The following is a 25,572-nucleotide window of genomic DNA, read 5'->3' on the forward strand; positions in this document are numbered from 1 at the left end:
CAACGAGCATTTCAGTTTTAGAACAAATATAATCCGGTTTTGTCTCATCCAGGTTGCAATATATTGTGAATCAACGTTTTTTACTTGCCATAGTCGCAGTGCTTCTGGCGATGGTAACCATACAGTCTGGTGCATCGTTTGCGAAACAACTCTTTCCTATAGTTGGCCCTGAAGGCACCAGTGCTCTTCGTGCGTTTTTCGCCGCGTTGGTGTTAACAGTAATTTTTAGACCTTGGAGAGCGCGCTTAAGCGCGAAAGGATGGCGTAACGTTATTTTCTACGGCGCTTGCTTAGGCGCAATGAATATCATCTTCTATCTTGCGATTGAGCGTATTCCCCTTGGCATAGGTGTTGCGCTTGAGTTCACCGGGCCATTGGCTGTGGCGTTTTTTAGTGCCAGAAAAAAGCGAGACTTTGCTTGGGCTATTTTAGCCGTTGCAGGCGTTTGTTTGCTGCTTCCCGATATTGGCGGCGCGTCGGCCGAGAGCTTAGATCCCGTCGGCGTTATTCTTGCCCTTACAGCCGGAGCGTTTTGGGCCGGTTATATCGTATTTGGAAACAAAACAGGCAACGAAGGTTCTGGCGGTGTTACGGTAACATTAGGCATGCTAGTGGCCGCTATCTGTGTAGTGCCTATTGGCGTTGCAAGTCAAGGTATCGCCTTACTCTCGCCACAGGCTATTTTCATCGGGTTCGCTGTAGGCGTATTCTCGTCGGCTATCCCGTATACGTTAGAAATGAGTGCAATGCGCAATATGCCTAAGCAAACCTTCAGCATTATGATGAGTGTTGAGCCTGCCGTTGCAGCCATAGCGGCGTTCATCATTATTGATGAAACCCTCACGCTTTCACAATGGTTTGCAGTGGCTTTAGTCGTTATTGCTACCGCCGGGAGTTCAGCTACGCAAAAACAACTACCCAAACAAAAACAAATTGAAACCCTTTCCTAGGGCCTGTTGACCTTTGGTGTACGAATTTTGGTCTAAATGGAAGCCTTTTAATCGCGAAACAGTCCTGCAAGCCTAGCGAGCTAAGTTAAAGGACTGTGACAAAGAGTAAAAGGCTTCCATAACGCCCCCTTCGGGCAGCGCCTTTGTGCCATCTATACTGCGTTGAATGTTTTCGATTTAGAACCACTAAACCGTCAAACATCCGCCTTGTCTAGATGGCACACAGACCGCTGCAAAAATGTACAACAAAGGTCAACAGGCCCTAGGGTTTCAAACTTTCTGTACTTTTTTACCATCCTTATTTTTCCCCTTTTTGAACTCAGGTCTTATTCTTTTCGTTAAACAACTAAGTGAATAGTTGATTTAGTGGCTTAGGGAATAATTATGAAACATTATGCGGTAAACACAGAAGTGGAATGGGAATGGGGTAACGGCAGTGCCACGGGCAATATCAGAGAAAAATTTACTAGCGACGTGGAACGCACAATTAAAGGCTCATCAGTAAAACGAGAGGCTAGCGACAGCGACCCAGCATATCTCATTGAACAGGACGACGGTAGCAAAGTGCTAAAATCTCACAGCGAAATTACGAAGTCATCTTAATTTGTTGATTAATAAACCTAAACGAAAAATGCAGCGTTCTTTTTTCACTGATAGCGATGTCGTCAATATAGCGAAGTCGCTCATTGGTAACGTCCTGTTTAGTAATGTCGACGGCGTACTAACCGGGGGAGCGATAACAGAAACGGAAGCCTACCGTGGTCATCAGGATCTTGCCATGGAAAAACACCTGTTGCGGCGCCCTTCTTCGATATCAACACTTAAAAAGCAAGGCGGCGTTGCTTACATCTACACCATTTATGGTTCTCACAGTATGTTGAATATTGTTACAAATGACGCTGACCACACTGATTCAGTTCTGATCCGAAAAATTAAGCCTACAGAAGGTGTAGACAAAATGCGTGAACGTCGCGGCGTGAACACATCATTGCGTAATCTATGTGACGGTCCAGCTAAGCTGACACAAGCTCTTGCGATAACACCTGCGCTTAATGGTGAGCCTGTAGTGAATAACACTTTGATTTGGATTGAGGAAAGTAACCATGCCATTGCTAGTAAACATATCACTAGTTCGCCTCGCATCGGCATAGACTACGCAAAAGACGATCAAACCGGTAAGCTAGGTGTACGGGATGACACAACCTTGCCTTGGCGGTTCACGCTTAAGTAGCGCACCTCAATTGAAACTACTTCGCAAAAGCGAAAGTCAGCTTGCAGTCGATGTATTTGAGCAATTTGTTTACCACCCTTGGCACGGCAATATCACCGTTAGCAATTTTTGATTCAACATAGATATCGCAGTCATCATATTGAATTTGCTGGCGAATAACGTAATCGTTGAGTTCGTCAAACAGGCTTTCTTTTAAAGGCACCATGCCAATGAACGCACCTGAGCCTTTTTCATCTACAAATTCTTCACGCTTGCTAAAGTAAGCGCCTTCAATTTCTCGTTTTAGCGTATACGCCTGCATGGCATCTAATTTTGTTAAGCGAAAGTGCACGCTAGTTTGGGAGTCTGTCACTGGTTATCTCGGTTTTTCTTGAAGTTTATCTAAATGGCTACTGCTTTATTTCCACTTTCCAAGGCGGGTTCACTCTATTCTCTCCTGCCCAGTACAGCTTTATTTTGTTGCCAGATGGATCTCTTAAAATGGCCTCTTTCCAAAGGTAGCGCTGCTGCGTTGGCGGCTGCTCAAAACGAATACCTTTTTCCACAAGAGAGGTATACAACTCGTCTAGCGCCTCGTGTTCAAAATAGATCACACTGTGATTTTGAGCACTTTCGCTTTCTAAAGAGACCGAAAATGTGGACGAGCCTTCAGGACACGTGAATCTGGCATAATGCGGTGTATCTACAATTTGAGTGAACCCAAGTGTAAGGTAAAACTCCACCGCTTCGACCATATTGGTAACGGGTAACGTAACTTGGTTCAATTCCATGAAGACTTGCTCCTTGTATTTGTATTGTTTGCGCTAGATTTAATCGTCGCGTCCTAGATAAGCGTGAATAGCTATGATTTTACCGTTTTCATTAAATTTCAAGACATCAACAACGAACAGTGTTTCAGACTTATCCACCACAATTTTGAGCTCACCAGACACCATCTTCTCGTTTACCATAGTAGACAGCACATCTATTTCTATCGAGTCAGCATTCTCAAAGTTCTTACGTGTTTCATCAACGGCTAACCGTTTACCTTTTACAGAAATTTTCCAGTCCCTTAATGCAATGTCATCCGCAAACATATCGGAAACACTGTCTAGGTCCTTTTGTTCATAGGCGCTTAAGTATTGAATAAAGACGTCGACCCACTCCATTTTACGTGTTCCCTTTATCAGTTTTTTAAAAGACACCAGCCAATCGGTTTACACCCAAAAGGCCAGCGTCCAGTTAATATAACCGTTACACTATCAAAAATAACGTGGCTGCTGTGGCCGCGCCCATTGTAAGGTTAAACTGCCGTCTTCGAGTTGGCGAACTCAACCACACGCGTATTTTTGCGCCTACCGCTGCCCAAAGCGAGATGCTTGGAAAACCAATCACGGCAAAAGCGGTAACAATTGCAATACCAGATTGGGTGTAGTGCTCGCCAGGCAGTGAAAACGTGCCTACGCTGGCTAACGCCATCATCCATGCTTTAGGGTTAATTAACTGAAATAATGCCCCTTCCCACCACTTGAGCGGCCCTTGGCGTTTGGTCGACTCAATTTTGTTTTCTACTAGGCCTACTGGCTCATCTACGGGGCCAGTGGCAATTTTAAATGCTAACCATAACAGGTATGCCACGCCAAGTACTTTTAGCACACTGTACAGTACGGGAAATATGTTGAACAGCGCACCAATGCCTAGCAGTGTGCTTATCATTAGACCTGCAATACCAATTACAATACCCAGCATGTGCGGCAGCGAACGTTTATAACCGTATTGTGCTCCAGAAGCCAATAGCATCATATTATTCGGGCCAGGCGTTACCGTACTGATGAACGCGAATGTCGCAAGCGCGATGAGTAAAGATGTTTCCATGACAGTCCTTATGTGTTGAGGTGACCAATGCGTTTCTTTAAAAGAAAGGGGTCGGTTAGCCAAACGCTTGTTTTTCACCAACACAATACAATCATATTTTTGTATGCATCATACCCAAATACACTTAAAAACAGCCATACAGTTTAATCATTGTAACGTCTGTATGGTAGTTATTTCACCAATCTGTATGGTTAAAAGCTCCTGTCAATTAAGATATAGTTATCTGTATGCAGATGACTTCATAAGAATAAATATTGCGATGACGCTTTACGAAACATTAGCCAATGAACTTAAAGCCCAAATCGAGCGTGGTGTTTTTGAGGTGGGGAACAAGTTACCTTCGGTTAGGCAGCTGTCAACGGAGCATAAAGTAAGTATAGCTACCGTGCAGGAAGCATATCGAGTATTAGAAGCGCAGCAACTGGTAGAGGCAAAACCTAAATCAGGTTATTTTGTCGCCCATAGTATATTAATAGATAACACCCCTAGCATGACGAAGCCTCCGCAACGCCCTATGGATGTGTCTCAATGGGAAGACGTGCTAGACACTTTGCTGAATACCTTCAATAAAGATCATGACGCTAAAACCCTGTGCCAGTTTCAGCATGCCATGCCCACCATGACTGCCAAAACCCTTAAACCGCTTATAAAACGCCTGCATGAACTCACCAAACATCGAGCCTTGGACGGCATGATATACGGTGACGTAAAAGGTGATGAAACTCTGCGAAAACAGCTAAGCCGATTGGCAGCAGCATCTGGCTGTGTGTTGCAAAGCGACGAATTCATTGTGACTTCTGGCTGCCAGGAAGCCCTATCTGTTTGCCTTCGCGCAGTGGCGAGCGCCGGCGATGTGATAGCGGTAGAATCCCCCGGATTCTATGGTGCTATGCAAGCTATAAAAGGCGCTGAATTAAAAGCATTAGAGATCCCCACCGACTCTGAAACAGGACTGAGTTTAGAGGCATTAAAGCTAGCGCTTGATCAATGGCCGATCAAGGCCATTTTAGTCGCCCCAACGGTAAATAACCCTCAAGGATTCGTTATGCCTGAGGCGAAAAAGAAAGCGTTATATGAATTGGCCAGAGAGTACGATGTAGCCATTATAGAGGACGACATTTACGGCGATATTGCCTACGCCTACCCTCGTCCAAAAACCATTAAATCGTTCGATAAAGATGGGCGCGTTTTACTGTGCTCCTCGTTTTCAAAAACGCTAGCGCCTGGTTTTCGCGTGGGTTGGATAGCGCCGGGAAGCTATAGAAATAAAGTGCTCCACGTTAAATATGTCAGTAGCTCTATGTGCCCTACTCTACCCCAATTAGCTATAGCCAGTTTCATTGAGCAAGGCGGTTATGACAAACATATTCGGGCTATGCGTCACCATTACCTAAGTGCACGAGACGCACTACGTTCAGACATTAAGCGTTACTTTCCCGCCGACACCTGTATTAGCTACCCTCAAGGGGGATATGTGCTTTGGGTAGAGCTAAACAGCCGTTATGACTCCGTGAAGCTGGCTGACGAAGCCAAGCAAAAAGGAATTTATGTCGCGCCAGGGCAGCTATTTTCAGCAACAGGTAAGTATCGACATTGCCTGCGTTTTAATTTTATTGATAGTACGCAGGCTGCGCGCACCGAAGCTATTCAGCGTCTTGGTGAGATGCTTGTTGCACAAGAAGCCTAATTTTTTATACAAAGTGCGTAAACCCAAGGGCAGTTGATCCACATCAACGCAGGCTAGCCGTAAGTCCACCAAAATAAAACCATCCAAACTAACCTGTGAAACTTTGTATGCTTACGTTAGTGAATAATACAGATGCGAATGATGACATTGTGCCTGAAGCACACGGACTATACCGTCTGCATTTAAAGCCTAACACGCAAATGGCGATAGAGAATAAGCCCGTCTTCGGTGCGAATATTACGCTACATAGCAGCGTATTGAAGCACGATAATTTTGTGGCAACGCCAGATAATATATTAGGTTGGCTGGATCACTGCGGTTTGTCACACTTTGCAGTGAAAGCCGAGACCGACAATTCAGAAAGTGAAGACACGTCTGTACTTTTGCCTTCACAGTTTTTAAATGCCGAAGGCGGAATTTTGCGCGTAACTGCCCCCACTCGCATTTATCTAATCAGCAAAACCCCAATTGATATTAACAAACGCGGCCTGTGCCTTTTTACGCCAGTGAAATAACCACACAGAAATGTACTCTGCCCCCAAAATTTTGGGGTCAGAGTACATTTATTTCTATTCAGTCTCTGGGGTGGCGTTTGATGTACTCTCTAGTTGCAGGCTTATTGCCTCAGAAAGCCCGGAATAACGCTTATCCACCCGTTGAACCATGTGGCTAAATGTAGCGTTGTCAGAGATGATTAAGCAGCCGTCTTTAGCACGGGTTAACCCGGTGTACACTAGGCCTCGATGAAATAAATTGGCGGCTTTCTCGCTATCAGGCTTAGGTAAAATAAGCACAACATGGTTAAACTCAGAGCCCTGAGATTTATGTATGGTCATGGCGTACACAGTTTCAAACTGCGGTACTCTTGATAGCGATATGCTGCGCAACGCTTGTTTTTGCGCTAGCGTCTTGTTAGCACTGTCCCCCGCATTTGCCGAAGCTTTTTGACTTAAACCGTTTTGACCCGAAGCTTGGCTATCCTGGTAAAACCATGCATATAGCTTTCCTTTGCTGTCAGGCCAGATTACACCAACCTCACCGTTTGATAGTCGTTGAGGATGATGATTCTTGACAATCATAATGGGCTGACCTTGATAGAAATGACCTTCCCGCTTTTTGATTTTGTGCTTGATAGCGTCGAACACCAAATTATTCAGGCCTTCTACGCCCATTCCGCCTTTGCGGACCGGGGTTAGCCACCTAACCACATTCAGGCGATTAAGCGCTTCTTCGGCACTGCCAGCGTCAAAAATAGGCAAGAAGCTTTCTTTGGCCAACTGGTGTAAATCACGGCCGCTAACCTGGAACTCTGGCCATAGGTGAACGCCAGACTGTAGGCGTGATGAAGTATTTGAAACAAGAGTTGAATCGATATTTGAATTAGGGCCAGCAGTTTTATCATTGTCAGTTGCTTTGTCGCTAATAGCGGCAAGTGCACCGCTTGCATCACCTCGCTGTATGGCCGTTGCAACTTTAGCCACCTGTCCCTTAAAGCGCTGCGGTGCTTGCAGTGTTGCTACATAACTTTTTGCCTGCTCATCAACCGGTAACAAGGGCAGATGCGGGCATAGCGTAGCAATGTGCTGTCTCATTAACGATGACACGCCACCTAAAGAAAGCCCGTCGTCATGACTGTTTAAACTAGTTGAACTATGTGCGCTGTTTGTGCCATTTGGCACATTCGCATTTTCGTCAAAACTTGCTGGCCCGGTACTAACTAGCTGCTCTAACACATTGCCAAGCTCAACCGCAGGAAGCTGGTCGGCATCACCGATAAAGTAGAGCCGTGCATGGTCTGGCAATGCTCGTACTATACGTGTCATTAGCGCTAAGTCGACCATACTTGCTTCATCGACAATAAGTACATCTGCTGCCAATTGATTGTGCTGATTGAACTTAGTCGATACACCGTGCTCGCGCAAACCTAGTAATCTATGCAGCGTCACAGCATCGGTAGGCACGTTGTTAAGTACTGCGTCGTCCAACTTGCCGCGAAGCCCGTCGATGCTGTTCATGATAGACTCCGTCATACGCTGTTGCGCTTTACCTGTAGGCGCTGCCAGCACAATTTTTAAGTTTTCATCGCAAGCCTGTAGCGCCAGTAATAAGCGCAATACAGTATAGGTTTTACCTGTTCCTGGCCCACCGTTTATAACGCAAAAGCGCTGCATTAGGCTTTTCGCCACCGCTATTTGCTGCCAATCTTGCCGATCGGTTGTTTCGGTAGGAAAGATTGCTGGCCAAAGTTGCTTTACTTTTTCGCTTGCCTCATCACTTAACGGCGTAAGCGCAGCTCGTTTTACAACATTGCGTGCTACTTCTTGTTCAAATTCATAGTAGCGACGGCTGTACAGCTTGCCGTTGCTATAGACAAATAGTTGAGCCACCTGCTCGTTAACCAGTGCGCTTTTTAAAATTCTAAGTAACGGTGTTAGTTGTGGCACGTCAACACCTGCTTTGGGCGCTTTTTCCTGCTCGGTTTGTTCAACCAGCGTCAGTGAAGCAGCCGCCGCCCCATTACTGCTATGCTCATTCGTTTCAACCGCCAAGGCTGCCTCTTGTTCTGCGACTACCTCTTTAAAAAGCGTCGTACCCGCTATGTCTTTTAGATAGATACAGCTGTGGCCATTGCGCTGCATATACGACAAGTATGCTAAGATCCCAGCCCAAATAAACTGTTCTTCTTGCTCCAGTTCATCAATAAAGCCAAATTCTTTTGCGACAAATTTGTCGATCGCCTCGATGCCAAACAAGTTATCAAAAAATGACGGTACAGAGTGTTGATTGCTTTTCATTATTTTCCTTTGCTTTAGCCTCTATGATGTTGACTACTCGTCATCGAAACTAAACTGCTGCTGACCCGAAGACGTTTGTTCCAAAGGCTGGTGAGAGCTGCCTGCATTCGAAGAACTATTGCCTTGCTGGGCATCGTCTTTGCTCGCAAATATCCCGTCTAATCGATTGAGTACAGACGATGGAACATCAGTATAAAATACCCCTTCCCCGCGCTCGTTTTCTGGGTGCATACCGCGTAGATACAAGTAATACACTCCACCAAAATGCATATCTGGGTCGTAGTTAGGCAGCGTATTCTTTAAATAGCGATGTAGCGCCAAGCAGTAAATTAAGTACTGAAGGTCGTAAAGGTGATGCTGGTTATTGTGAAACAGCGCTGTTGGCGTGTAGCTATCAAGGGTGTCGCCAAGCCAGGTTGATTTGTAGTCTGCCACATAAAACTGACCGTCATGTTCAAAAATCAAATCAATAAACCCGTGCATCATTCCCTGTAATTTAGCTGTGATTAATTGAGGCGCTGTTTCCATCTCGCCACCAATAACGTCAGCTACGTTTTGCCTATGGGTAGCGAGTACTTCACGAAGCTGAGTCCATTGCGTGTCGTTCATTGGAAAATAGAATTCGGCTTCGCGCAGGGTTTGCGCTAAGGGCAAATCACTCATACTTAGCTGCATATTGGGATACAGAGGCGTCTGTAGCGCTTCTTCTAACCATTCATAAAGTAGCGGCGTTCGCTTTTCATCTAACCCGAAGCGGTTAACCAGTTCCTTACCCGTTTCTTCCCAATCGGGCGCACTAAAGTCACTGTGCTCTAGAATATCGTGAAGTAAATTACCTGCGCTCGCACCTTTCTCTAGGGTAAAACGCAGATCACTTTTACTTACCGTACTTTCAACAGCTGCCGAGGAATTGATGTCTGCATCAATTGAGCCCATCTCACCCATGAGGGTGTCGCTTGCATACACTTCTTCATCTCGAATGGTTTGAAGTACGGGCACACTAGGAAGGGTTTGACCCAAGGGCTCTGTTGATGCGCCGCTCTCTGCTGCTGTGCCTGTTTCAACGCTTTGGTTAGCACCAACCGTGGTTAAACGGCTCATTGCTGAGAATGAATACAGTCGCCATTCTTCGCTTGCCGTGCCGGTAAATTGCAACGCGGTAAGCTGAGGAAGCTCATCTTCTTGTTCAAAGCCAGTATACACTTCCTCAAACTCATCACCGTCGATATGGCTGGCATGGGACGCATCTTCTTCAGCAACGCGGTTTAACACACTCGACCAATCGTTGTTGCTGCCATCGTCGCCTACACCAAGTGCTCGTGCTAATGCGCTTCTTTCATTGTTAGTTAGCGGTACAACACCCATGTAACAGCGATGGGCAGCTCGTGTTACCGCCACATAGGCCAGTCGCATGTCTTCCGCTTCGCTCTCGCTTTGAACGCGAGCTATGGCCTGTGGCGTCTGCCCAAGCTGCATTTGTAAATCTTGTTTTTCCTCGTCGTAATAAGTAAATATTTGCGACGTAGTGTTGCCGTTTTTAGCGGCGTCTCTGTAGCCGGTGGCAAAAGGAACAAACACGATGGGGTATTCTAGCCCTTTCGAGCCGTGTTGAGTAATAAGTCGAATAAGTTGGCTGTCACTTTCAAGGCGCAAAGTAAGCTCTTCATCGCTTTCAGGCTTATGAATTTGCTTATTCAACCAGTCGAGTAGCTGCTCTGGGCGCTGGTGAGTAGTGCTAGCTTTTTCCATCACTTCGGCCAAATGCTGATAGTTAGTAAGGGCGCGTTCCACGCTGTCAGCATGAGGTTGATAGCTGTCTTGCATTAAATACAGCAGCACACTCATGCACCCTTTTTGCAGCCACATATCCCGCAGCGACAATACCTTGTCGATAGCAGCATCCCACTGCGCGTCATCTTCATGGTATAGCAATTCAATAAGTGTTTGGGCACTATAACCCCAAAGCGGTGACGCCAAGCTCGACGCCACTTTACTGGTGTCGTTAGCGTGCCAAATACCGTTAAGTAACCGCAGTACATCTTTGGCTTCGGCACTGGCAAATAAGTTACTGCGATCGCTTAAATAAACACACGCCAAGCCTTTTTGCTGCAGTACACTTTTGATAGCGCCAGCTTCGGTCCTGTCTTTCACCAAGATAGCGATATCTTGAGGCCTCACCGGCGCGGTGCCACCATTGGCGGTTTGAAAGTGCGCTTCGTTCAATAAGCGGTAAATCTCTTGCGCAATCCACTGAGCCATTTTGCGACGCATAATGTGGGCGTTTTCTTTGTCGTCCAAACACATGCTAACATAGTTCATTGCGCTGCGTTTCGTTACAGCACTTTTCATTACACCGCTCTTCATTACAGCACTTTTCATTACCTTGTCTTGTTCGGCAGGGTCGATAAGTGGCGTTTTTGCCGCGGCCGCTTTAGGCGTAAATTCGACTGGGTTGTATTTGATATCAAAACCAAACACATCGGCAGGTCTATTTGATGCCACAGGCGCGCCATAAAATAACCGATTATAGGCTTTAACCATTCCCTCAACCGAGCGCCAGTTGGTATTCATCACCCAGCGGTAATCTGCCTGCCTACCCGCCTTTAAATAGGTAAAGATATCGCCGCCGCGAAAGCGATAAATCGCCTGCTTGGGGTCACCTATCATTAATAATGCACTTTCGTTAGCATCCGCAAGATTAGGATAAACTGCGTCTAAAATAGCGTACTGCTTTGCATCGGTATCTTGAAATTCGTCAATAAGCGCTACGGGAAACTTCTTACGAAGCTCAGGCACAAGGGTATTGTTCGGCTTCACCACTTCGTCGGCGAGCATGCGAATAAGATCGTCGAAGTCGATAACGCCAAGCTGCTTTTTCTGCTTTTCAACGCGGGATTTGATGAACGCAATGGCTTCAACCACCAGCTTGAATACAGGCACCTTACCAAGCGCTTTGTCTTTCTCACTAAATGCTTTTTTAAGCGCCCCTGCAAAATCTTTTATAGGCGTTAAGATCTCTTTTACACCAGATGAATTTCGCGCATATCGGTTACCTTTAACAAAGGCTTCCGCTTCGGGCGGCGGAAGATAATAACTTTGTTCATCCACGCAAGAACGCAACCAAGCTTTCAGTGCAGCCAACTCCTGTGGCCGTTCGTTTTTTATGAGCCGGTGTTTTGATAAGCTGTTCTACCAATAGCCCTTCATTATCCTCTACGCTTTGAAGTAGAGACTTCACGTAGGCTAAAGATGTATGCGGCGCTTCATCTAGCTGCTTTTTACACGCCGCCTCAATATCCTCTTCACTAAGCAATATTGGGGTCAGAGTACTTTTAATGCTGGCGTTAAACTCTCGCAGCAGTCTGTCAGGTGTATGCCAGCCAGACTCTGCCAGTAGCCTAAACTCGTCCTCACTTTTGCTAATTTTTCGAATGAAGTCTTCGGCAGCTTCAAGATATAAGTCGCTGGTGTCATTGCCCAAATTAAGCGACATGGCAAAGCCGCTGTTAAATGCTAATTGGGTAATAACATGCTGACAAAAGCCGTGAATAGTAAACACCGAGGCTTCATCAAGCTCCAGCTGCGCCGCTTTTAAAAGTGCCAAACTCTCGTCAATATCACAGCTATTAAATAAATACTGATAAACCGGGTCACAGCCACTGTCTATTTCATTGCCGTTATCTTTGGCTTGCTGCCAAATAAGGAGGGCTTCTCTTAGTGTTGCCGCAATACGCCCCTTTATTTCTTCGGTCGCGGCTTTGGTGAAAGTCATCACCAATATTTCTTTGACGGTAAGCTTTTTTTCAAGCAATAGACGCAGATACAAGCGCGTAATATTAAAGGTTTTACCTGTGCCCGCGCTGGCCTCAATAAGGTGGCGCCCTTTTAAAGGCATAGCGACTACATCGAGTAATTGCGCTTCAGTGCCGCTGTGGTCGTCGGTTTGCAGCTTAGCTTGCTCGTCTAGAGGGTTGTCAGAGGATGTAGGGTTGTAACTCATAGCTTCTCCTCCTGAGACGCATTGTTGACCATGGCGAGCAGCACAAAAGCACTTAAATGCGGTATATCATTCCAACTCACGCCCTGAGGAAACAGCCAATGTAAGTAAGGGTTGCTTGCCATATCGGCGCTGAATTGCCCGCTACTTTGCTGCCAGTCTGTTAATGCTCGCTGTAACTCTATCGTGTTAAAAGTGCAGCGGCTTGATCCACCGCCTGTTTCGCTTTTTCATGTTTTTCATTTGTCGCTTCACTACCTACAGCGTTCTCTTTATCTGCAAACGGACACATCTCGTCAATTGCCTGTTGAACTTGTCTAAGTATCGCTTTGTCGGTTTCACTAGTCCCGTCCGCACTCTCTAGTAACGCATGCAGAATGTCGGTAATCATCTCAGGCTTTATGCTTTCCACTACAGGCTTAGTGTCTGAATTTCTGGTTCCGGGCATAAACGTACCGAACAAACTTAAATGAATAGGTGTCGGCGCCGTGTAAACTGCCATATAAAGCTGTTCAATAAACAAAAGTAAACGCACAGCAGTTTCCCGGTCGTAAGCGGGGAAGCGCTGCTTTTTCAAAATGGTTTCGCCCTTTTCCCAGGCACACGAATAGATATCCAGCGGATAGTTGCTGTAGCTGGTTTCTTCATCGCTACTTGAAAAAACTAATTGTGAGATGAAGAAACCCAAAGCGCGATGTGCGTCAATCTTGCCTGCACAAAGCTCGACTAGCGCGTCACTGCCTAATAAAGCCGATGAAGTAAAGGTGATGTATTTGCCTTGAAAGTGCGCTTTTTTAGGCTCCGCGTCATGAGGGCCCATGGCCTGACTCAATGCCAACGCCCCTTCTTTCCACATGTCAACTTCATCTCTGGCAACGGGGTTATTGGGAATATCCCCTCTAAGCGACGCAAACGTGATCACTTTTTCACTATAGGAAAGCTGGGTAACATCATCTTTCTCTGGCGCAACGCGCTCTGCAGACGAAAAGATAGCGTCGAGCACCTGGTAGCGCAGCCGCGCATTGGTTTCAAACGGCTCGCTATTTTCAAGTAGCGTAAACGATTGAGACAGATTCACGCCCAGCCGTTGGACGGAAAAATACTCCAGCGGATCTTTGAAAGCTCTCGCAATTTGAATACCTGATAAACGAAACGTTTGCGTTGAAAGCGTATCAGCTGATGGCGCTAGCGTTGCCGAATTACCATCATCGGTAGAGTCATTATCTGCTTCGTCGGTATTTAATTTCGTTTTTTGTAACGCGTCAGCTAACCGTAACCACCCTGTTTCGTAGCTCGGCAAGGTTCCCGTAAAGCCTTCTTCACTAAACGGGTGTAGCGGCGCATTAACGCTGTACTTTGATAACTCCAGTGCGTAGCTGTTTGCTAACATATCCATGAACTCAGCCAATACCAGACTGGGTTGTCGCTCACTATTATTAGTAACATCGTTTCCTTGGTAGCTTAAATATAAGCTCTCTCTGGTGGAAATAATGGCTTCGAGGAATAAATATCTGTCCTCCAAACGTCGTGAGCGGTCACCAATTTGGCGGCCAGCACCTGCCATTAAATCGAGACCCAGCGGGCTTGATTTTCTGGGGAATTCACTGTCGTTCAGCCCCAAAATGCACACTTTTTTAAATGGAATGCTACGCATTGGCAGCATAGAACACACCGTAACCTGACCGGTCATAAAGTGGTTACCGGCATCTGGCGACGAGAATCGATTGAGTAGCAGGTCGCGAACCTGACGAAGGGTGAGTTCGTGTTCATAACCTGCCTCTTCGCATCGTGCAGCAAGATCGGCAGCAACTTTGGCGATAAGATCCCAACTTTGCTGCTGCTCTTTTATCGGCATAAAACACGCATCTCTAAGCGATATTAAGGCTTTAGACCACTGCGCGGCCGTCCTTGGGGCTGTTAATACTTGGGCAAACTCACCCAACAGCGCCACAACGTCAATAAGCTTACCTAGCGTAAGCGCACTTTGTCCTTCAACGTCGGGAATAGTAAGTAAGTCACTCACAATGACTTCACTATCTGGTGCAAGCATACCCATAAGTAATCGACGTATTCCCCACCACCAGCTGTAAGTGTCGTCTAGATCAACACCTTCTGAAACGGCCGTTTTATGGGCGCTATTAAGACCCCAATGAATATGAGCTTGTTTTAGCCAAACCACCATTTGCTCGATATCTTCTTGTGACACTGAGAAACGCTTTTGCACTGAATCTAGCTGCAGATAATCCATAATGTCCGACACACCAAAGCGGCTATCGGGCAGCTGTAACAGCGCCATAAACGCCGCAATCAACGGCTCTGCATCCATTGGGCTTCTATCTGCAATGGTACAAGGAAGCCTAACCTGCCCCCTGCCAGCCAAAGCCTTAGTACCTACTCTGTGAAATACAGCATCAACAAATGGCGCGTAGTTTTCGATGGCGGGGCACATCACCAGAATATCAGATGGGGTGCGCGTTTTATCTTGAGATAACCAGTGTAACAAGTGGTCGTGTAAAACCTGCACTTCGCGAAGTGCGGAATGGGTACACATGATAGTAACGCTATCGTCTTTTTCTCTTAAATCATGAGCAAGTGGCTTCGGTTGAGCGGCCTGCAAGATATCGTTGTGAATATACTCGAGGAGACCACGAGCATTGTCGCTGCCAGCGTTATCGTTTGTTTCTTCAAAATCCGGTGAATCAAACGCACTAATCTCAAAGGTATCCAGTTCAGTGAGTAAGTTGAATAGCTCTCTGCCCTGTTTACCTAAGTTGCCAAGCAGCGGGTTTGACTGATCTTCTTCCATCCATTTTTTAAGGCCTTCTAACCGCAATAATTTCGCCTGTTCGCTACTGCTTTTCGCTTCACCCCAATAATTAACGCTAGGATTTAAATGAAATATATGAATATCAATGTGCTGCGCGAGGGCATCAAAAAATGCGATAAGCTGTGGGGCCATAGTATTAATAGCAAACACTATCACACGATCAGGCAACTTGTTCGTTGGCTCGCTTGGTAAATGACCAGCTTCCAACGCATCGAGCGTCATTTGATGCAAACGTGCAGGATGCAACGGCTGCTCTTTGACCAATATGCGCCAAATTTCGCTTTGCCATATCTCTATGTCATCAAATACAGCGCGTTCGTTAGCTTCCCATTTAAACAACCAGTCCGGGCGGTACAACAAGTATTGCTCGTACACGTCGGCCAGAGCGGTAGCAAGCTGAAGGCGCTGTAACCCCTGCTCTTGTTCACTTCCCGCATTTTGCCAATACCGGTTAACTTGTTCGAAGGCTTCTGCGCTCATTAGCGAGCCATCTTGGAGAATATTGTCGATTCGCCATGTCAGTACTTCACGACGATAGGGAGATTGCTTGGGTACTTTGTCTTGTCCTAACACAGTACGTGCTGTATTCCACATAAAGCGCACCGGCAAAGGATAATCAATATTCATTGCCACACCGTGTTCTGTGGCAAGCTGCATACTGACCCAGTGCTGCATTCCCGGGCTTTCAACCAAGATGGTTTCTGGTGTAAACACACCCATGGGCTGCTGACGTAAAAGCGTGGTGAGAAGAAAACTTAAGTGTTCTAATTTATTAGAGGGATATAGCGCAAGCAATCGAAAAATCCTTTGTAGAACGTGCTTTTAGATACTGTGCAAAGACTGTACAGGTATCGTCGACCTTATAATTTAGTGTATCGCATTGTGCTCAGTAGTTAAGTTATTTCTCCAAAATTTAGATAAGCAAATGTCTTATGATAATAAAACAAATATCGGGGTGCATGGCGAAAACAATATCCGGAGGGTTCTTAGCAAAGTGATAGAGAGATCTGGCGCAGTAAATGAGTGCAAAGAAGCGTGTGTGGGCGATTTTCAGACAAAAAAAACCCACACAGACCTCAGGACACGAAAAATCTGTATGGGTAAGGTTTACGGTCTACTCAGTAACAACGTGAATAAGCGTTGCCTGGCACTCATTCACGTTAGCGCTACTGAGCAGCACTGTTAACGCTTTATGTTTAGCAGGTTGAATGCCAACTTTTTAAACTTGAAATATCAACAACTTAAACAAAAATAGAAAACATGACCAATAAGTCATAGTTTTACCGTGGTGCAAGTGCACCACAAGCAAGCAGACATTAAAGAAAGCGCTTTACTCTCGCCGTCGTAAATTTAGCAGTTTCTCCCGAAGCGTCATTCAAGTACAATTTCGCCTTTACGAAACGCAACACAATTTCACGGTCAGGAGCAACAATGTTAACCGCGCAACAACTCGCCACTATGCTTTCTCTTCAGGATAAAATGAACGCCAAAGTAAACCCAGACTGGCTAAATGCTGGTTACGGATACTTACGTGCAGCAATGGTAGAGTCAGTTGAAGCAATTGAGCATCACGGCTGGAAATGGTGGAAAGCACAGCAAAAAGACTTGCCACAGCTTCAGATGGAATTGGTGGATATCTGGCACTTTGCACTAAGTGCCTGCATTATTGAATATAAAGGCGATATCGCTGAATCTGCAAAAAGTATTGCTTCTGAACTGGCAAGTGGCAACACCTTAGTGATTTTTGATGGCAAAGACTACGACGCGTCAAATCTGTCGCTTCTTGATAATTTAGAGCTCATGACGGGCCTTTGCGCCGCCAAACGCTTTAGCGTGCCACTATTCATGTTCATCGTAAGCCAGTGTGAAATGTCAGCTGACGAACTGTATCGTCAGTACGTAGGTAAAAATGTACTTAATTTTTTCCGCCAAGATAACGGCTATAAAGAAGGCACTTACGTTAAAGTGTGGGAAGGTCGTGAAGACAACGAGCATTTGGTAGAAGTAATGGATGCCCTAGATTTAACGAAGCCAGAGTTTAGCGACTTAGTGTATGAAGGGTTACGCTCTCGCTACCCTTCTTAAAGCGACCAGTGCGTTTCGTTTAACGCGATGTAGCCTCGCTGTAGTACTTATAGCCCAACACAGTTTCAACGCTTATTGCGTCTCCTTCCGATAACAAAAAGCTCTGTCATAGACAGAGCTTTTTTAATTATTGCCAAAGCAAAAGACTCAACGACGATTTTACGCGTCAACCCAAACTAATTTGTCGCTATAGCTACCTTGGATAATATCTACAAAGCGGTCTTCTAAAACATGACGCTTTACTTTGAGCGTCGGAGTCAGCAAGTCGTTTTCGATGCTCCATTCGTTTTTCATAATGACGACGCGATCCATAACTTGATGGCTTTCCAGTTTTGCGTTGATAGCTTCGAATGTTTTCTTAAGGCTTGCTTCAATGCCTACTTTGTCTTTTTTCTGCGCTTCTTCACTAAGCACTAGCAAAGCCACAGGTTGAGGCAAATTAGTCCCCGTTACACACACTTGCTCAACAATAGGGTTTTCCATGAATTTTGCTTCAATCGGCGCTGGCGTAACATACTTACCCTTCGCGGTTTTAAAGATGTCTTTTAAACGACCAGTAATTTTAACGTAGCCATCAGCATCAATGACCCCTTTATCGCCAGTGCGCAGATAACCATCCTCAGTAAAGACTTCAGCCGTTTTTTGTGGTTCCAAGTAGTATTCCAGCATATTGCACGGCGACTTAACTTGAATCTCACCTTCTTCTGACGTGCGAATGTCTACGCCGTCGTATGGCTTGCCGATACAGCCGATTTTATCATGACGGAAAGGTACACTGCCGGTGCCATAAGCACTGTTCTCGGTCATTCCCCATCCCTCAGAAATGTAGATACCAATTTTCGCGAACCATTCAATGACTGCTGGAGCAAGTGGCGCCGAACCGCTTGCCCACAAACGTGCGTTATTAATGCCCAAGCCATCGCGAATTTTCTTCGCAACAATTTTGTTCAAAATTGGAATTTTAAGCAGCGTATCCAGTTTCTTCTGCGGCATTTTCGCTAACACGCCCATCTGAAACTTCGTCCATAAACGCGGTACCGAAATAAATAGCGTTGGCTGACAGTGACCTACATCCCGTTGGAAGGTAGTTAAATCTTCTACAAAGTGAATTTTGCCACCACTGTAGTAGCTTGAAAGCTCGACCAGTACACGCTCTGTAATATGCGCAAGTGGTAAGTAGCTCATTGTGCGATCGTCTTGGTTAATACCCAATTGATCAAGCGAACGACGCGCTGCCCAACAAGCCGTATTGTAACTGTGCACCACCCCTTTAGGCTGACCGGTACTGCCAGACGTATAAATGATTGTCATCAAATCATCCATATCAGGTACAGGCGAGTCTGTTATGGGCGCGATATCCATAAACGCTTTCCACTGCTGCTTAGTAGCAATGTTTGGATAAGGAAAGGCAACCGTTAAATATTCTGAAGGGATGGAGGCAACTTGTTCTGCAGTATTATCTAGTTTTCCAACGAACAGTAGCTGTACGTCAGCATGTTTCAATACATACTGGACCGTGTCTGGACCGGCTGTTGAGAAAATAGGTACCGACACGTGACCTGCCATCATAATGCCCAGATCAGCGATAAACCACTCAGCACAGTTTTTTGAAAAGATACCTATACGGCTGCCTTGCGGGAAATCGAATTCACGTAAACGTGCTGCCACTTTTCTGGCTTGTTCGGCGACTTGCTTCCATGTGTAGTCGTGGTATTCACCGTTAATAGGCTGCGTAAGAAATACGTCGTTCCCACGGCTCTGTTCCCAGTGGTACAACATACTTAATGGCGATGTTATTACTTCCGTGGTATTTGCGTTTGCTGTCATGTCTAGCGGCATAAGTCACTCATATGTTGTTATAATGTAGCTCATTTTTACAATGATTTCACAGACTTCTAATAAGCCCTATTTTTTATTGAAAAACAAGCTTTTTAAACAAGCGTTTACATTCTATGCGACGAATAACAAGGCTTTAGAGGTTAAATTTAGTTTTCTTATAGATTTGGCTTTTGAATCTTTATGGTCTTATCTGTTAGAAAAACGCGGTAAATATCGACGTTTTACCACGCTTTAAATAACAGCGGTGCCACTTCCTCGGCGGTACAAGGCTTGGCGTAGAAATAGCCTTGGTGGAAATAACACGCTTTTCCAATCAATTCTTCTGCTTGCGCTTTTGTTTCAACGCCTTCCGCAACACAACTCATATTCAAGTTATTCGCTAACGTAATGGTTGTTGTTACCAGCGCTTCGTTTGCATTACCCGGCGCCATTTCGTTAACGAAACTCTTGTCGATTTTTAATACCGACAACGGATAACGCTTTAAATAGCTTAAAGACGAGTAACCTGTACCAAAATCGTCAAGGGCTAATACAAATCCTTCTTTCACAAACCGATTAATCTGTCTTAACGCATTGTCACTGTCATCCATCAATACGCCTTCGGTAATCTCGAATCGAAACGCTTCTTTGGGTAGATTGAACTCATCAAGCAGGGTTAGCACACCGGTTAAGTCGAATTCGGTTTTGAAGTGAAGTGCAGATAGATTAATAGAGACAAACCCCGTGAACCCTTGGCTGTACCAGGACGACAAGTCCTCTGCCGCTCTTCGCATTGCCTGTCGTGTAACTTCTATTATGTACTTCAATTCTTCAAGTACCGGAATGAACTGATCGGGGAAAAGAGGCTCGTTATCCAGTTTTCCTCGCAGCAGTAACTCAACCCCAATAGTGGTATTGGTTCTGGCATCTATAATTGGCTGGTAGTGATTGAAGAAGCAGTCATCTGAATAGGCACGTTTTACTTTATTTTCAAGCTGTAAACGCGTTTTGGCACGTTCATTCATGTCTGTCGTAAAGTAGGTAAAGCCGCTTAATACGTCCTTCTTCGCCGTATACATGGCCACATCAGCCTGCTTGATAAGCTCAGCAGGCTCAGAGGCGTCTTCTGGATAAAACGCCACGCCAATACTGCAAGAAACACGAAGCACTTCCTCTGCTAACGATATAGGCGTTTCTACTGACTCAATGATTTGGGCCACGAATGAGCTCAAGTCGTCATTGGCATTAACTTCCTCAATAACAATAACGAATTCATCGCCACCTAATCGCGCAACGGTGCCCGACTCAGCCACAAGGTTTCGCATTCGGTTGGCTACAATGCGCAGCAGTTTGTCACCGTAGTCATGCCCAAGTGAGTCGTTAATACCTTTAAATCTATCCAAGTCAACAAACATCACCGCCACACGATGCTCATGATGACGGGCAAGCCCAATAGCATGCTCCAGTCTGTCTAGCAGCAATGTTCTATTGACCAAGCCTGTTAAGCCATCGTAGGTCGCGATTTTCAGAAGTTTGCGCTCAGCATTTTTTTGTTCTGTGATGTCGGAAATAACAATCAGGTAATGCTCTGCAGTATTACTTTCGCCACTTACCGCCGTTATATCAATAAGCACGTCGTAGCGCTTGCCATCAGCACCATCGATCACGGCCTCGTCTTTCCAAAAATCCCCTCCCTGCATTTCCGGTAATTTGCCAGAAAGGTGTCTATTCAACGTTGGGTAACGCAAATAAAGTCGTGCCAACTGCTTGGGTAACGGCTCTTTATTATTAAAGCCGAACACGTGTTCAAAAGCTGGGTTCGCGGCAACTAAACGCTTTTCTTTATCAAAAATTAAAACCCAGTCTCGAGTTTGTCTAAAAGCGTCACTGAATAGCGTTACCTGCTGCTGAGCTTTTTGTAGTCTAAACAGTTGGCGTTGACGGGAGAGTAAATATGCTACGAATAAACTTACGATGAGCGCTGCGTAAATAGTATATGCAAGCGGTGAACGGAGAGGCGCATGTGGCATATAAAGCGTAATTTCAGCCGGTAGCACGTTATAGTCGAAACTACCTGGCGTGGGGGCAACAGAAAAAACGTAGTCACCCGGTTCTATGTTGGTAAAGGTTATTTTTGCATCGTCAGTCACGCCTTCTGTAACGACGCGATCACCGTTCAACAGCTTGTAGTAGTACTTTACTTTTCCTATGCCTGACATCGCTAATGACGAAAAATGGATTGTTAACCCATAATCTTCGTAATCGAGATCGAAATGATGTCCACTTAGGTTTTTAAGCGGCTGATTAAGCACCCTATTGTCTACGGCAACTTCCGTTATAGCAGTTTGCTTACTGAGCAAACTTCTTCCAACTTCCAAGCTTTCCAATTGCGATGCAGAGAAAACCACAGCGCCGCTTGTCGAACCGTAAGCCAGTCGACCGTCCTTAAGCTTAAGCGAAGCCCCCTGGTTAAACTCAGAAACACTTAGCTCTCGTCCGTAGATAAAGTTCTTAATTTGGCCGGTAGACGGATCGTAATTGTGTAACCCTTTGTGCGAACTAAACCAGATATTGCCTGCTTCGTCTTTTTGCAGTCCGTAAACAATGTTTGATAATAAAATATTCGATTCATTTAGGTTGTACAACGGCTCAAACGTGTCTGCGTCTATACCAACCAACCCTACGCCGCTGTATGCAAGCCACAGCACACCCATATCGTCGATAACCCACGACGATATAGAGCGATCTCGGCCACGCTGTAGCTCTGAGAATCGATAGACCAATTCATGCTGGAACGTCTCTGGGTCGATTAACCACAAACCACCTTCGGTAGCAAAAAATAATCGATCATTGTGGTAATGAGACTGCCCCAAAAAACCCAATGAAAAATTTATGTCAAAAACACGAGGATCCAGCTCTAAAGAGGAAATTTCTTTCTCGTCCACGTCATACTTTACAAAACCTTCGTTGCCAATAAAGTACAAATCCCCTTTATCTGAAAGCATCATTCCCGTGCCATACGCATCAAATATAGTGTCATCGCCACCTTTTAATACCTCTGGCCGGTTAGCCTCCCCTGTTTCCATATCAAACAACCGTATTCCGTTGTACGTATTGAGAAACAATTCGCCACTTTGCGTTGGAACAATTTTGTCTACGGCTCCTTCACCGATAATCGCTCTTTCACTTTTTGAATACAGATACTTCTCAGACTTTTTTGTCGAGAAATCATAGTGATTAAGCCCATTTTCTGTACCTATCCAAATTTTATTAGGCTCAGTCTCAGCAAACGACCACACCACATGGCTAGTCAAAACGCTAGCCTCACCTGCTCGTTCGTTCTGGATGGCAAAAATATCCGCACTTTTCACACCGAAATACAGCGCGCCAGCATAGACTGAACTTAACCAGAGGTTGTCAGATTCATCTTTGGCAATGGCGATAATTTTTTGTTTGAAATTTCGGTGAAACCGTTATGCGGTTCTAAGATGTGTTCGTATTCCCAACCACCTGCTTTTTTACTCAGCTGATATAGCCCTTTATTAGTGCCCATCCAAAAAGCGGCGTCTTTGTACTGAACCAACGTCCACACGTTTCTGTCGGATACGACCTGTGTAAAGACATGTTCTTTTTCACCCTGTACCTGCTTGAGAAAGTCTTGTTTCTGAGCAACAAATACGCCCAAAACCGTTGAAATCCACACCCTGTCCTTATCGTCTAAAAGTAGAAACTTTGCATTGGCGTTATCGAGGTTTTCGGGAATATCACCCAGGTAATCAAGTCTACGTAAAGGCTGTTCTAAATTGTTGATATTTTTGACGTACACCCCCGATGTAGTGGCTACCAGTAAGGTGTCTTCAACGGTGATTGCCGCCCGGATGCTTTGGCTGTTACCCAACAGCGGCTCAGGGAGCTTTGCTATTCGCTCAAGGGTTTTAGTTTGCGTGTTAAATTTATGCACTTCTTCTGTCAGTGCAATGATAAGGTGCGTGTCATCTTGCCAATGAAAGGTTTCCGCATGTTGCACAAAACCTTCAAAGTCGTGGTAGTACGTTGGCTCTAATTGCACCACATCCTGAGTGGCTAAATCGAGATAATAAACTCCTCTGCCGTACACGCTAAACCACAACGCTTCAGTACCTTGAAGAGCAAGTCGATAAATGGATGAGTCGATAAGAGAATTGTCTGGACCTGCTACTCGTTTAGTTCTTACTCCATCCCAACGAACCAAACCACCTTCTGTGGCTATCCACACAAAGCCATCTTCGTTTATAACAATGTCGTTGACGATATCTTGCGGAAGGCCATTTTTGGTCGATAAAGACTGAAAGACGGGATTAGACAGTCGCGGTGAGGCCACCGCTTGTAGGCTTACAACTAAAACCAGCAGTAAAAGATAGTTGAAATATCTCATCAAAAATGGGTCGCACGTTTTAAATTTTTATTATAAACCGAAGTGTAACAGAATGTTTTAAACTTGGGCAGCTTCTAAAATGAGGTTTTTAAAAACGTGAAGGAAACATCTATCACATTGATAAATAAAAATTAATTTTTCTAAAGAGTGCAATATGAACAAAAGCAAAAGGCACGTCCGACTAAATACACTTAGGGCTATTTCGATATTTTTATTTTACTCTTGCTGTACAGGAATGCGACCAACTGGAACAACCTGCCTGCGAATGCTTGGCTGTGGCGCTAGCCTGTACAAATCACCGTTCTGCCCTACATAGGTCTTTTTAATACCGCACGCTTTAGCAATATTTGCATGTGCTTGAAGGTGTTGATGCTCGCCGTGAACCGGAATAGCAATGGTAGGTTTTACCCAATGATACATGAGCTTTAATTCTTCTTCACAGGGGTGACCGCTGGCATGAATTGGCAGCGTGCTATCTTCACTGTGAATAACCGTTACTCCCTTTGCCTGCAGCGCTTTACTTAGTCGACCTACACTTTCTTCATTTCCAGGAATAACTATCGAAGAAAATAGCACAGTATCCCCTTTATCTAAACTAAGGTGAGGGTGAGTGTCTTTTGCAAAACGCGCCAGCGCGGTATTTTTCTCGCCCTGGCTGCCTGTCGCTACGGCTAAAACTTCATGGGGGGGAAGATAACCTAAATGTTGGGGATCGGTCACAGGTAAATCGTCTGGCCAAATGCCCTGTTGCTTGGCAATGCCGTACATGTTCATTAACGAACGACCGTACAGCGCCATGTAGCGCTTAGTTTTCTTCGCGACTTTAGCCAGCGAAATTAGCCGTGCTATATTGCTACCAAAGCATCCTACCACCGCTCTCCCCTTTAACGGCGCGATAGTGCTTAATAGGCCGTCGTAACAATTTCTCTCTGAAATTGAAAAGCCCGGTTTTGTTGCATTGGTAGAGTCGCCAACCATGGCAAGAATATTCTCACTGCCTAGTCGCTTGTAAAGGCTAACGTCAAAAGGTAAACCTGTTATGGGGTTGGCATCAATTTTCCAGTCTGCTGTATGCAATACTGTGCCTACTGGTGTATTGATTTTTAGTGCGAAGGGTTCTGGAAGCGAATGAGTAATGGCTAGCCAGTTAACGCTAAAAGGCCCGATTTGCTTGGTATCGCCTGCATCGACTTCAATAATGGCAATACGGTTAGCCAATTTGCTCCTTGCAAGCTTTCGCCTTAACACTTCGGCGGTAAAAGACGTAGTATAAATTGGCTTTTGGAAACGTTCCCAAAGGTAAGGAATTGCGCCTACATGATCTTCATGGGCGTGGGTAATGACAATGCCAGCTAGTGCTTCTTTTTGTTTAGCAATAAATGAAGGGTCCGGAGCCACAACGCGATGCGTAGTGGCTTTGAACGTATTCTCGTTAGACGCTTGGATGACGCCTTTGTAGGCAGGTACGAGAGGCTCATCAAAAGAAACCCCACAGTCAACCATTAACCATTGACCATCGTGACCATACAAATTGAGGTTCATCCCAATTTCGCCCGTTCCGCCTAACGGAAGAAACCACAAATCATCAGCAGATAGGTGCAACAAAACGGCTATTACCTTCTCTCAGAGCTTTGAATATTAGTTTGACGTTTAAATCTATGAGCGCAGAGCCATCATTCGTGCAATTCAGCATTAAGTTGGTCTATTACTTCGGCCCACGCAGCGTCTTCAACAATGGCATCTTTCAAAAATGCAGACTGACTTTCATTCCAATAAGGCGCTTCATGAAGATGTTGGCTCTTATTCAGCCCTCGATGTGTTTCAAAAAATTCAGCAATTTCTTCGTCTGAACTTCCTAAACCTAGTTGGCTGAATAGACTATTCATTGTGGGTTGCTCAGTAAACATAACGCCT

The 25,572-nt window shown here is 45.3% G+C and carries 18 protein-coding genes and 1 pseudogene; 6 read left to right on the top strand and 13 right to left on the bottom strand.

Annotated features, from left to right (window positions below):
- The first annotated feature begins 65 nt into the window (after window positions 1-65).
- The 3 genes from KUL49_RS12170 to KUL49_RS12180 all read left to right on the top strand — a co-directional run bounded on the left by KUL49_RS12170 (window position 66) and on the right by KUL49_RS12180 (window position 2,181).
- The gene (locus KUL49_RS12170) at window positions 66-950 is read left to right on the top strand and encodes a DMT family transporter (RefSeq protein WP_014949793.1); all 885 of its coding nucleotides are present in this window, start codon (window positions 66-68) and stop codon (window positions 948-950) included.
- A 384-nt stretch (window positions 951-1,334) separates the two neighbouring features.
- Window positions 1,335-1,553 (top strand): DUF2945 domain-containing protein, encoded by a 219-nt coding sequence (locus KUL49_RS12175; RefSeq protein WP_071815042.1) that lies wholly within the window; start codon window positions 1,335-1,337, stop codon window positions 1,551-1,553.
- Window positions 1,554-1,581: 28 nt separating this feature from the next.
- Window positions 1,582-2,181 carry a DNA-3-methyladenine glycosylase gene (locus tag KUL49_RS12180; protein ID WP_131137447.1) on the top strand — a complete coding sequence of 200 codons (600 nt, stop codon included), beginning with the start codon at window positions 1,582-1,584 and terminating at the stop codon, window positions 2,179-2,181.
- A 16-nt stretch (window positions 2,182-2,197) separates the two neighbouring features.
- On the opposite strand, the gene KUL49_RS12185 is transcribed toward KUL49_RS12180, so the two are convergent.
- The 4 genes from KUL49_RS12185 to KUL49_RS12200 all read right to left on the bottom strand — a co-directional run bounded on the left by KUL49_RS12185 (window position 2,198) and on the right by KUL49_RS12200 (window position 4,035).
- Window positions 2,198-2,533 (bottom strand): hypothetical protein, encoded by a 336-nt coding sequence (locus KUL49_RS12185; RefSeq protein ID WP_014979563.1) that lies wholly within the window; start codon window positions 2,531-2,533, stop codon window positions 2,198-2,200.
- Between the two features lie 37 nt (window positions 2,534-2,570).
- A complete protein-coding gene (locus KUL49_RS12190) occupies window positions 2,571-2,951 on the bottom strand; it encodes a VOC family protein (protein WP_131137448.1) in 381 nt (126 codons plus the stop codon).
- 39 nt (window positions 2,952-2,990) lie between these two features.
- A complete protein-coding gene (locus KUL49_RS12195; protein WP_131137449.1) occupies window positions 2,991-3,329 on the bottom strand; it encodes a nuclear transport factor 2 family protein in 339 nt (112 codons plus the stop codon).
- An 85-nt stretch (window positions 3,330-3,414) separates the two neighbouring features.
- Window positions 3,415-4,035 (bottom strand): LysE family translocator, encoded by a 621-nt coding sequence (locus KUL49_RS12200; protein WP_131137450.1) that lies wholly within the window; start codon window positions 4,033-4,035, stop codon window positions 3,415-3,417.
- A 259-nt stretch (window positions 4,036-4,294) separates the two neighbouring features.
- Here KUL49_RS12200 and KUL49_RS12205 point away from each other — a divergent pair, with 259 nt between their 5' ends.
- On the top strand, window positions 4,295-5,722 hold the full coding sequence (locus KUL49_RS12205) for a PLP-dependent aminotransferase family protein (RefSeq protein ID WP_131137451.1): 1,428 nt from the start codon (window positions 4,295-4,297) through the stop codon (window positions 5,720-5,722).
- 107 nt (window positions 5,723-5,829) lie between these two features.
- The gene (locus tag KUL49_RS12210) at window positions 5,830-6,237 is read left to right on the top strand and encodes a hypothetical protein (RefSeq protein ID WP_039216512.1); all 408 of its coding nucleotides are present in this window, start codon (window positions 5,830-5,832) and stop codon (window positions 6,235-6,237) included.
- A gap of 54 nt (window positions 6,238-6,291) precedes the next feature.
- Here the strand turns inward: KUL49_RS12210 and recD are convergent, their stop codons facing one another.
- The 4 genes and pseudogenes from recD to recC all read right to left on the bottom strand — a co-directional run bounded on the left by recD (window position 6,292) and on the right by recC (window position 16,136).
- On the bottom strand, window positions 6,292-8,517 hold the full coding sequence (recD, locus tag KUL49_RS12215; RefSeq protein WP_131137452.1) for an exodeoxyribonuclease V subunit alpha: 2,226 nt from the start codon (window positions 8,515-8,517) through the stop codon (window positions 6,292-6,294).
- Window positions 8,518-8,550: 33 nt separating this feature from the next.
- Entirely contained in the window at window positions 8,551-11,625 is a 3,075-nt protein-coding gene (locus KUL49_RS12220) for a UvrD-helicase domain-containing protein (RefSeq protein ID WP_242633820.1), read from the bottom strand.
- The gene (locus tag KUL49_RS21180; protein WP_242633821.1) at window positions 11,618-12,517 is read right to left on the bottom strand and encodes a UvrD-helicase domain-containing protein; all 900 of its coding nucleotides are present in this window, start codon (window positions 12,515-12,517) and stop codon (window positions 11,618-11,620) included. Before KUL49_RS21180 ends, KUL49_RS12220 begins: the two co-directional genes overlap by 8 nt.
- Window positions 12,514-16,136: pseudogene (gene recC, locus KUL49_RS12225) on the bottom strand (exodeoxyribonuclease V subunit gamma). Before recC ends, KUL49_RS21180 begins: the two are co-directional and overlap by 4 nt.
- A 636-nt stretch (window positions 16,137-16,772) precedes the next feature.
- Between recC and KUL49_RS12230 the strand changes: the two are divergent.
- A complete protein-coding gene (locus KUL49_RS12230; RefSeq protein ID WP_131137453.1) occupies window positions 16,773-17,426 on the top strand; it encodes a dUTP diphosphatase in 654 nt (217 codons plus the stop codon).
- 159 nt (window positions 17,427-17,585) lie between these two features.
- On the opposite strand, the gene KUL49_RS12235 is transcribed toward KUL49_RS12230, so the two are convergent.
- From KUL49_RS12235 to KUL49_RS12255, 5 genes are all read right to left on the bottom strand, one after another.
- Entirely contained in the window at window positions 17,586-19,265 is a 1,680-nt protein-coding gene (locus KUL49_RS12235; protein ID WP_131137454.1) for an AMP-binding protein, read from the bottom strand.
- Window positions 19,266-19,486: 221 nt separating this feature from the next.
- The gene (locus KUL49_RS12245) at window positions 19,487-22,615 is read right to left on the bottom strand and encodes an EAL domain-containing protein (protein ID WP_242633823.1); all 3,129 of its coding nucleotides are present in this window, start codon (window positions 22,613-22,615) and stop codon (window positions 19,487-19,489) included.
- A gap of 32 nt (window positions 22,616-22,647) precedes the next feature.
- Window positions 22,648-23,661, bottom strand: a complete 1,014-nt coding sequence (locus KUL49_RS21190) for a hypothetical protein (protein ID WP_242633824.1) — start codon at window positions 23,659-23,661, stop codon at window positions 22,648-22,650.
- Window positions 23,662-23,874: 213 nt separating this feature from the next.
- Window positions 23,875-25,263, bottom strand: coding sequence for a ribonuclease J (locus KUL49_RS12250; RefSeq protein ID WP_131137456.1), 1,389 nt, complete (start codon window positions 25,261-25,263; stop codon window positions 23,875-23,877).
- Window positions 25,264-25,331: 68 nt separating this feature from the next.
- Complete coding sequence (locus KUL49_RS12255) at window positions 25,332-25,565, bottom strand: DUF2789 domain-containing protein (RefSeq protein ID WP_014949810.1); 234 nt, start codon at window positions 25,563-25,565, stop codon at window positions 25,332-25,334.
- Between the last annotated feature and the right edge of the window lie 7 nt (window positions 25,566-25,572).

The sequence above is a fragment of the Alteromonas sp. KUL17 genome (assembly GCF_006538305.1).
GTDB lineage: Bacteria > Pseudomonadota > Gammaproteobacteria > Enterobacterales > Alteromonadaceae > Alteromonas > Alteromonas macleodii.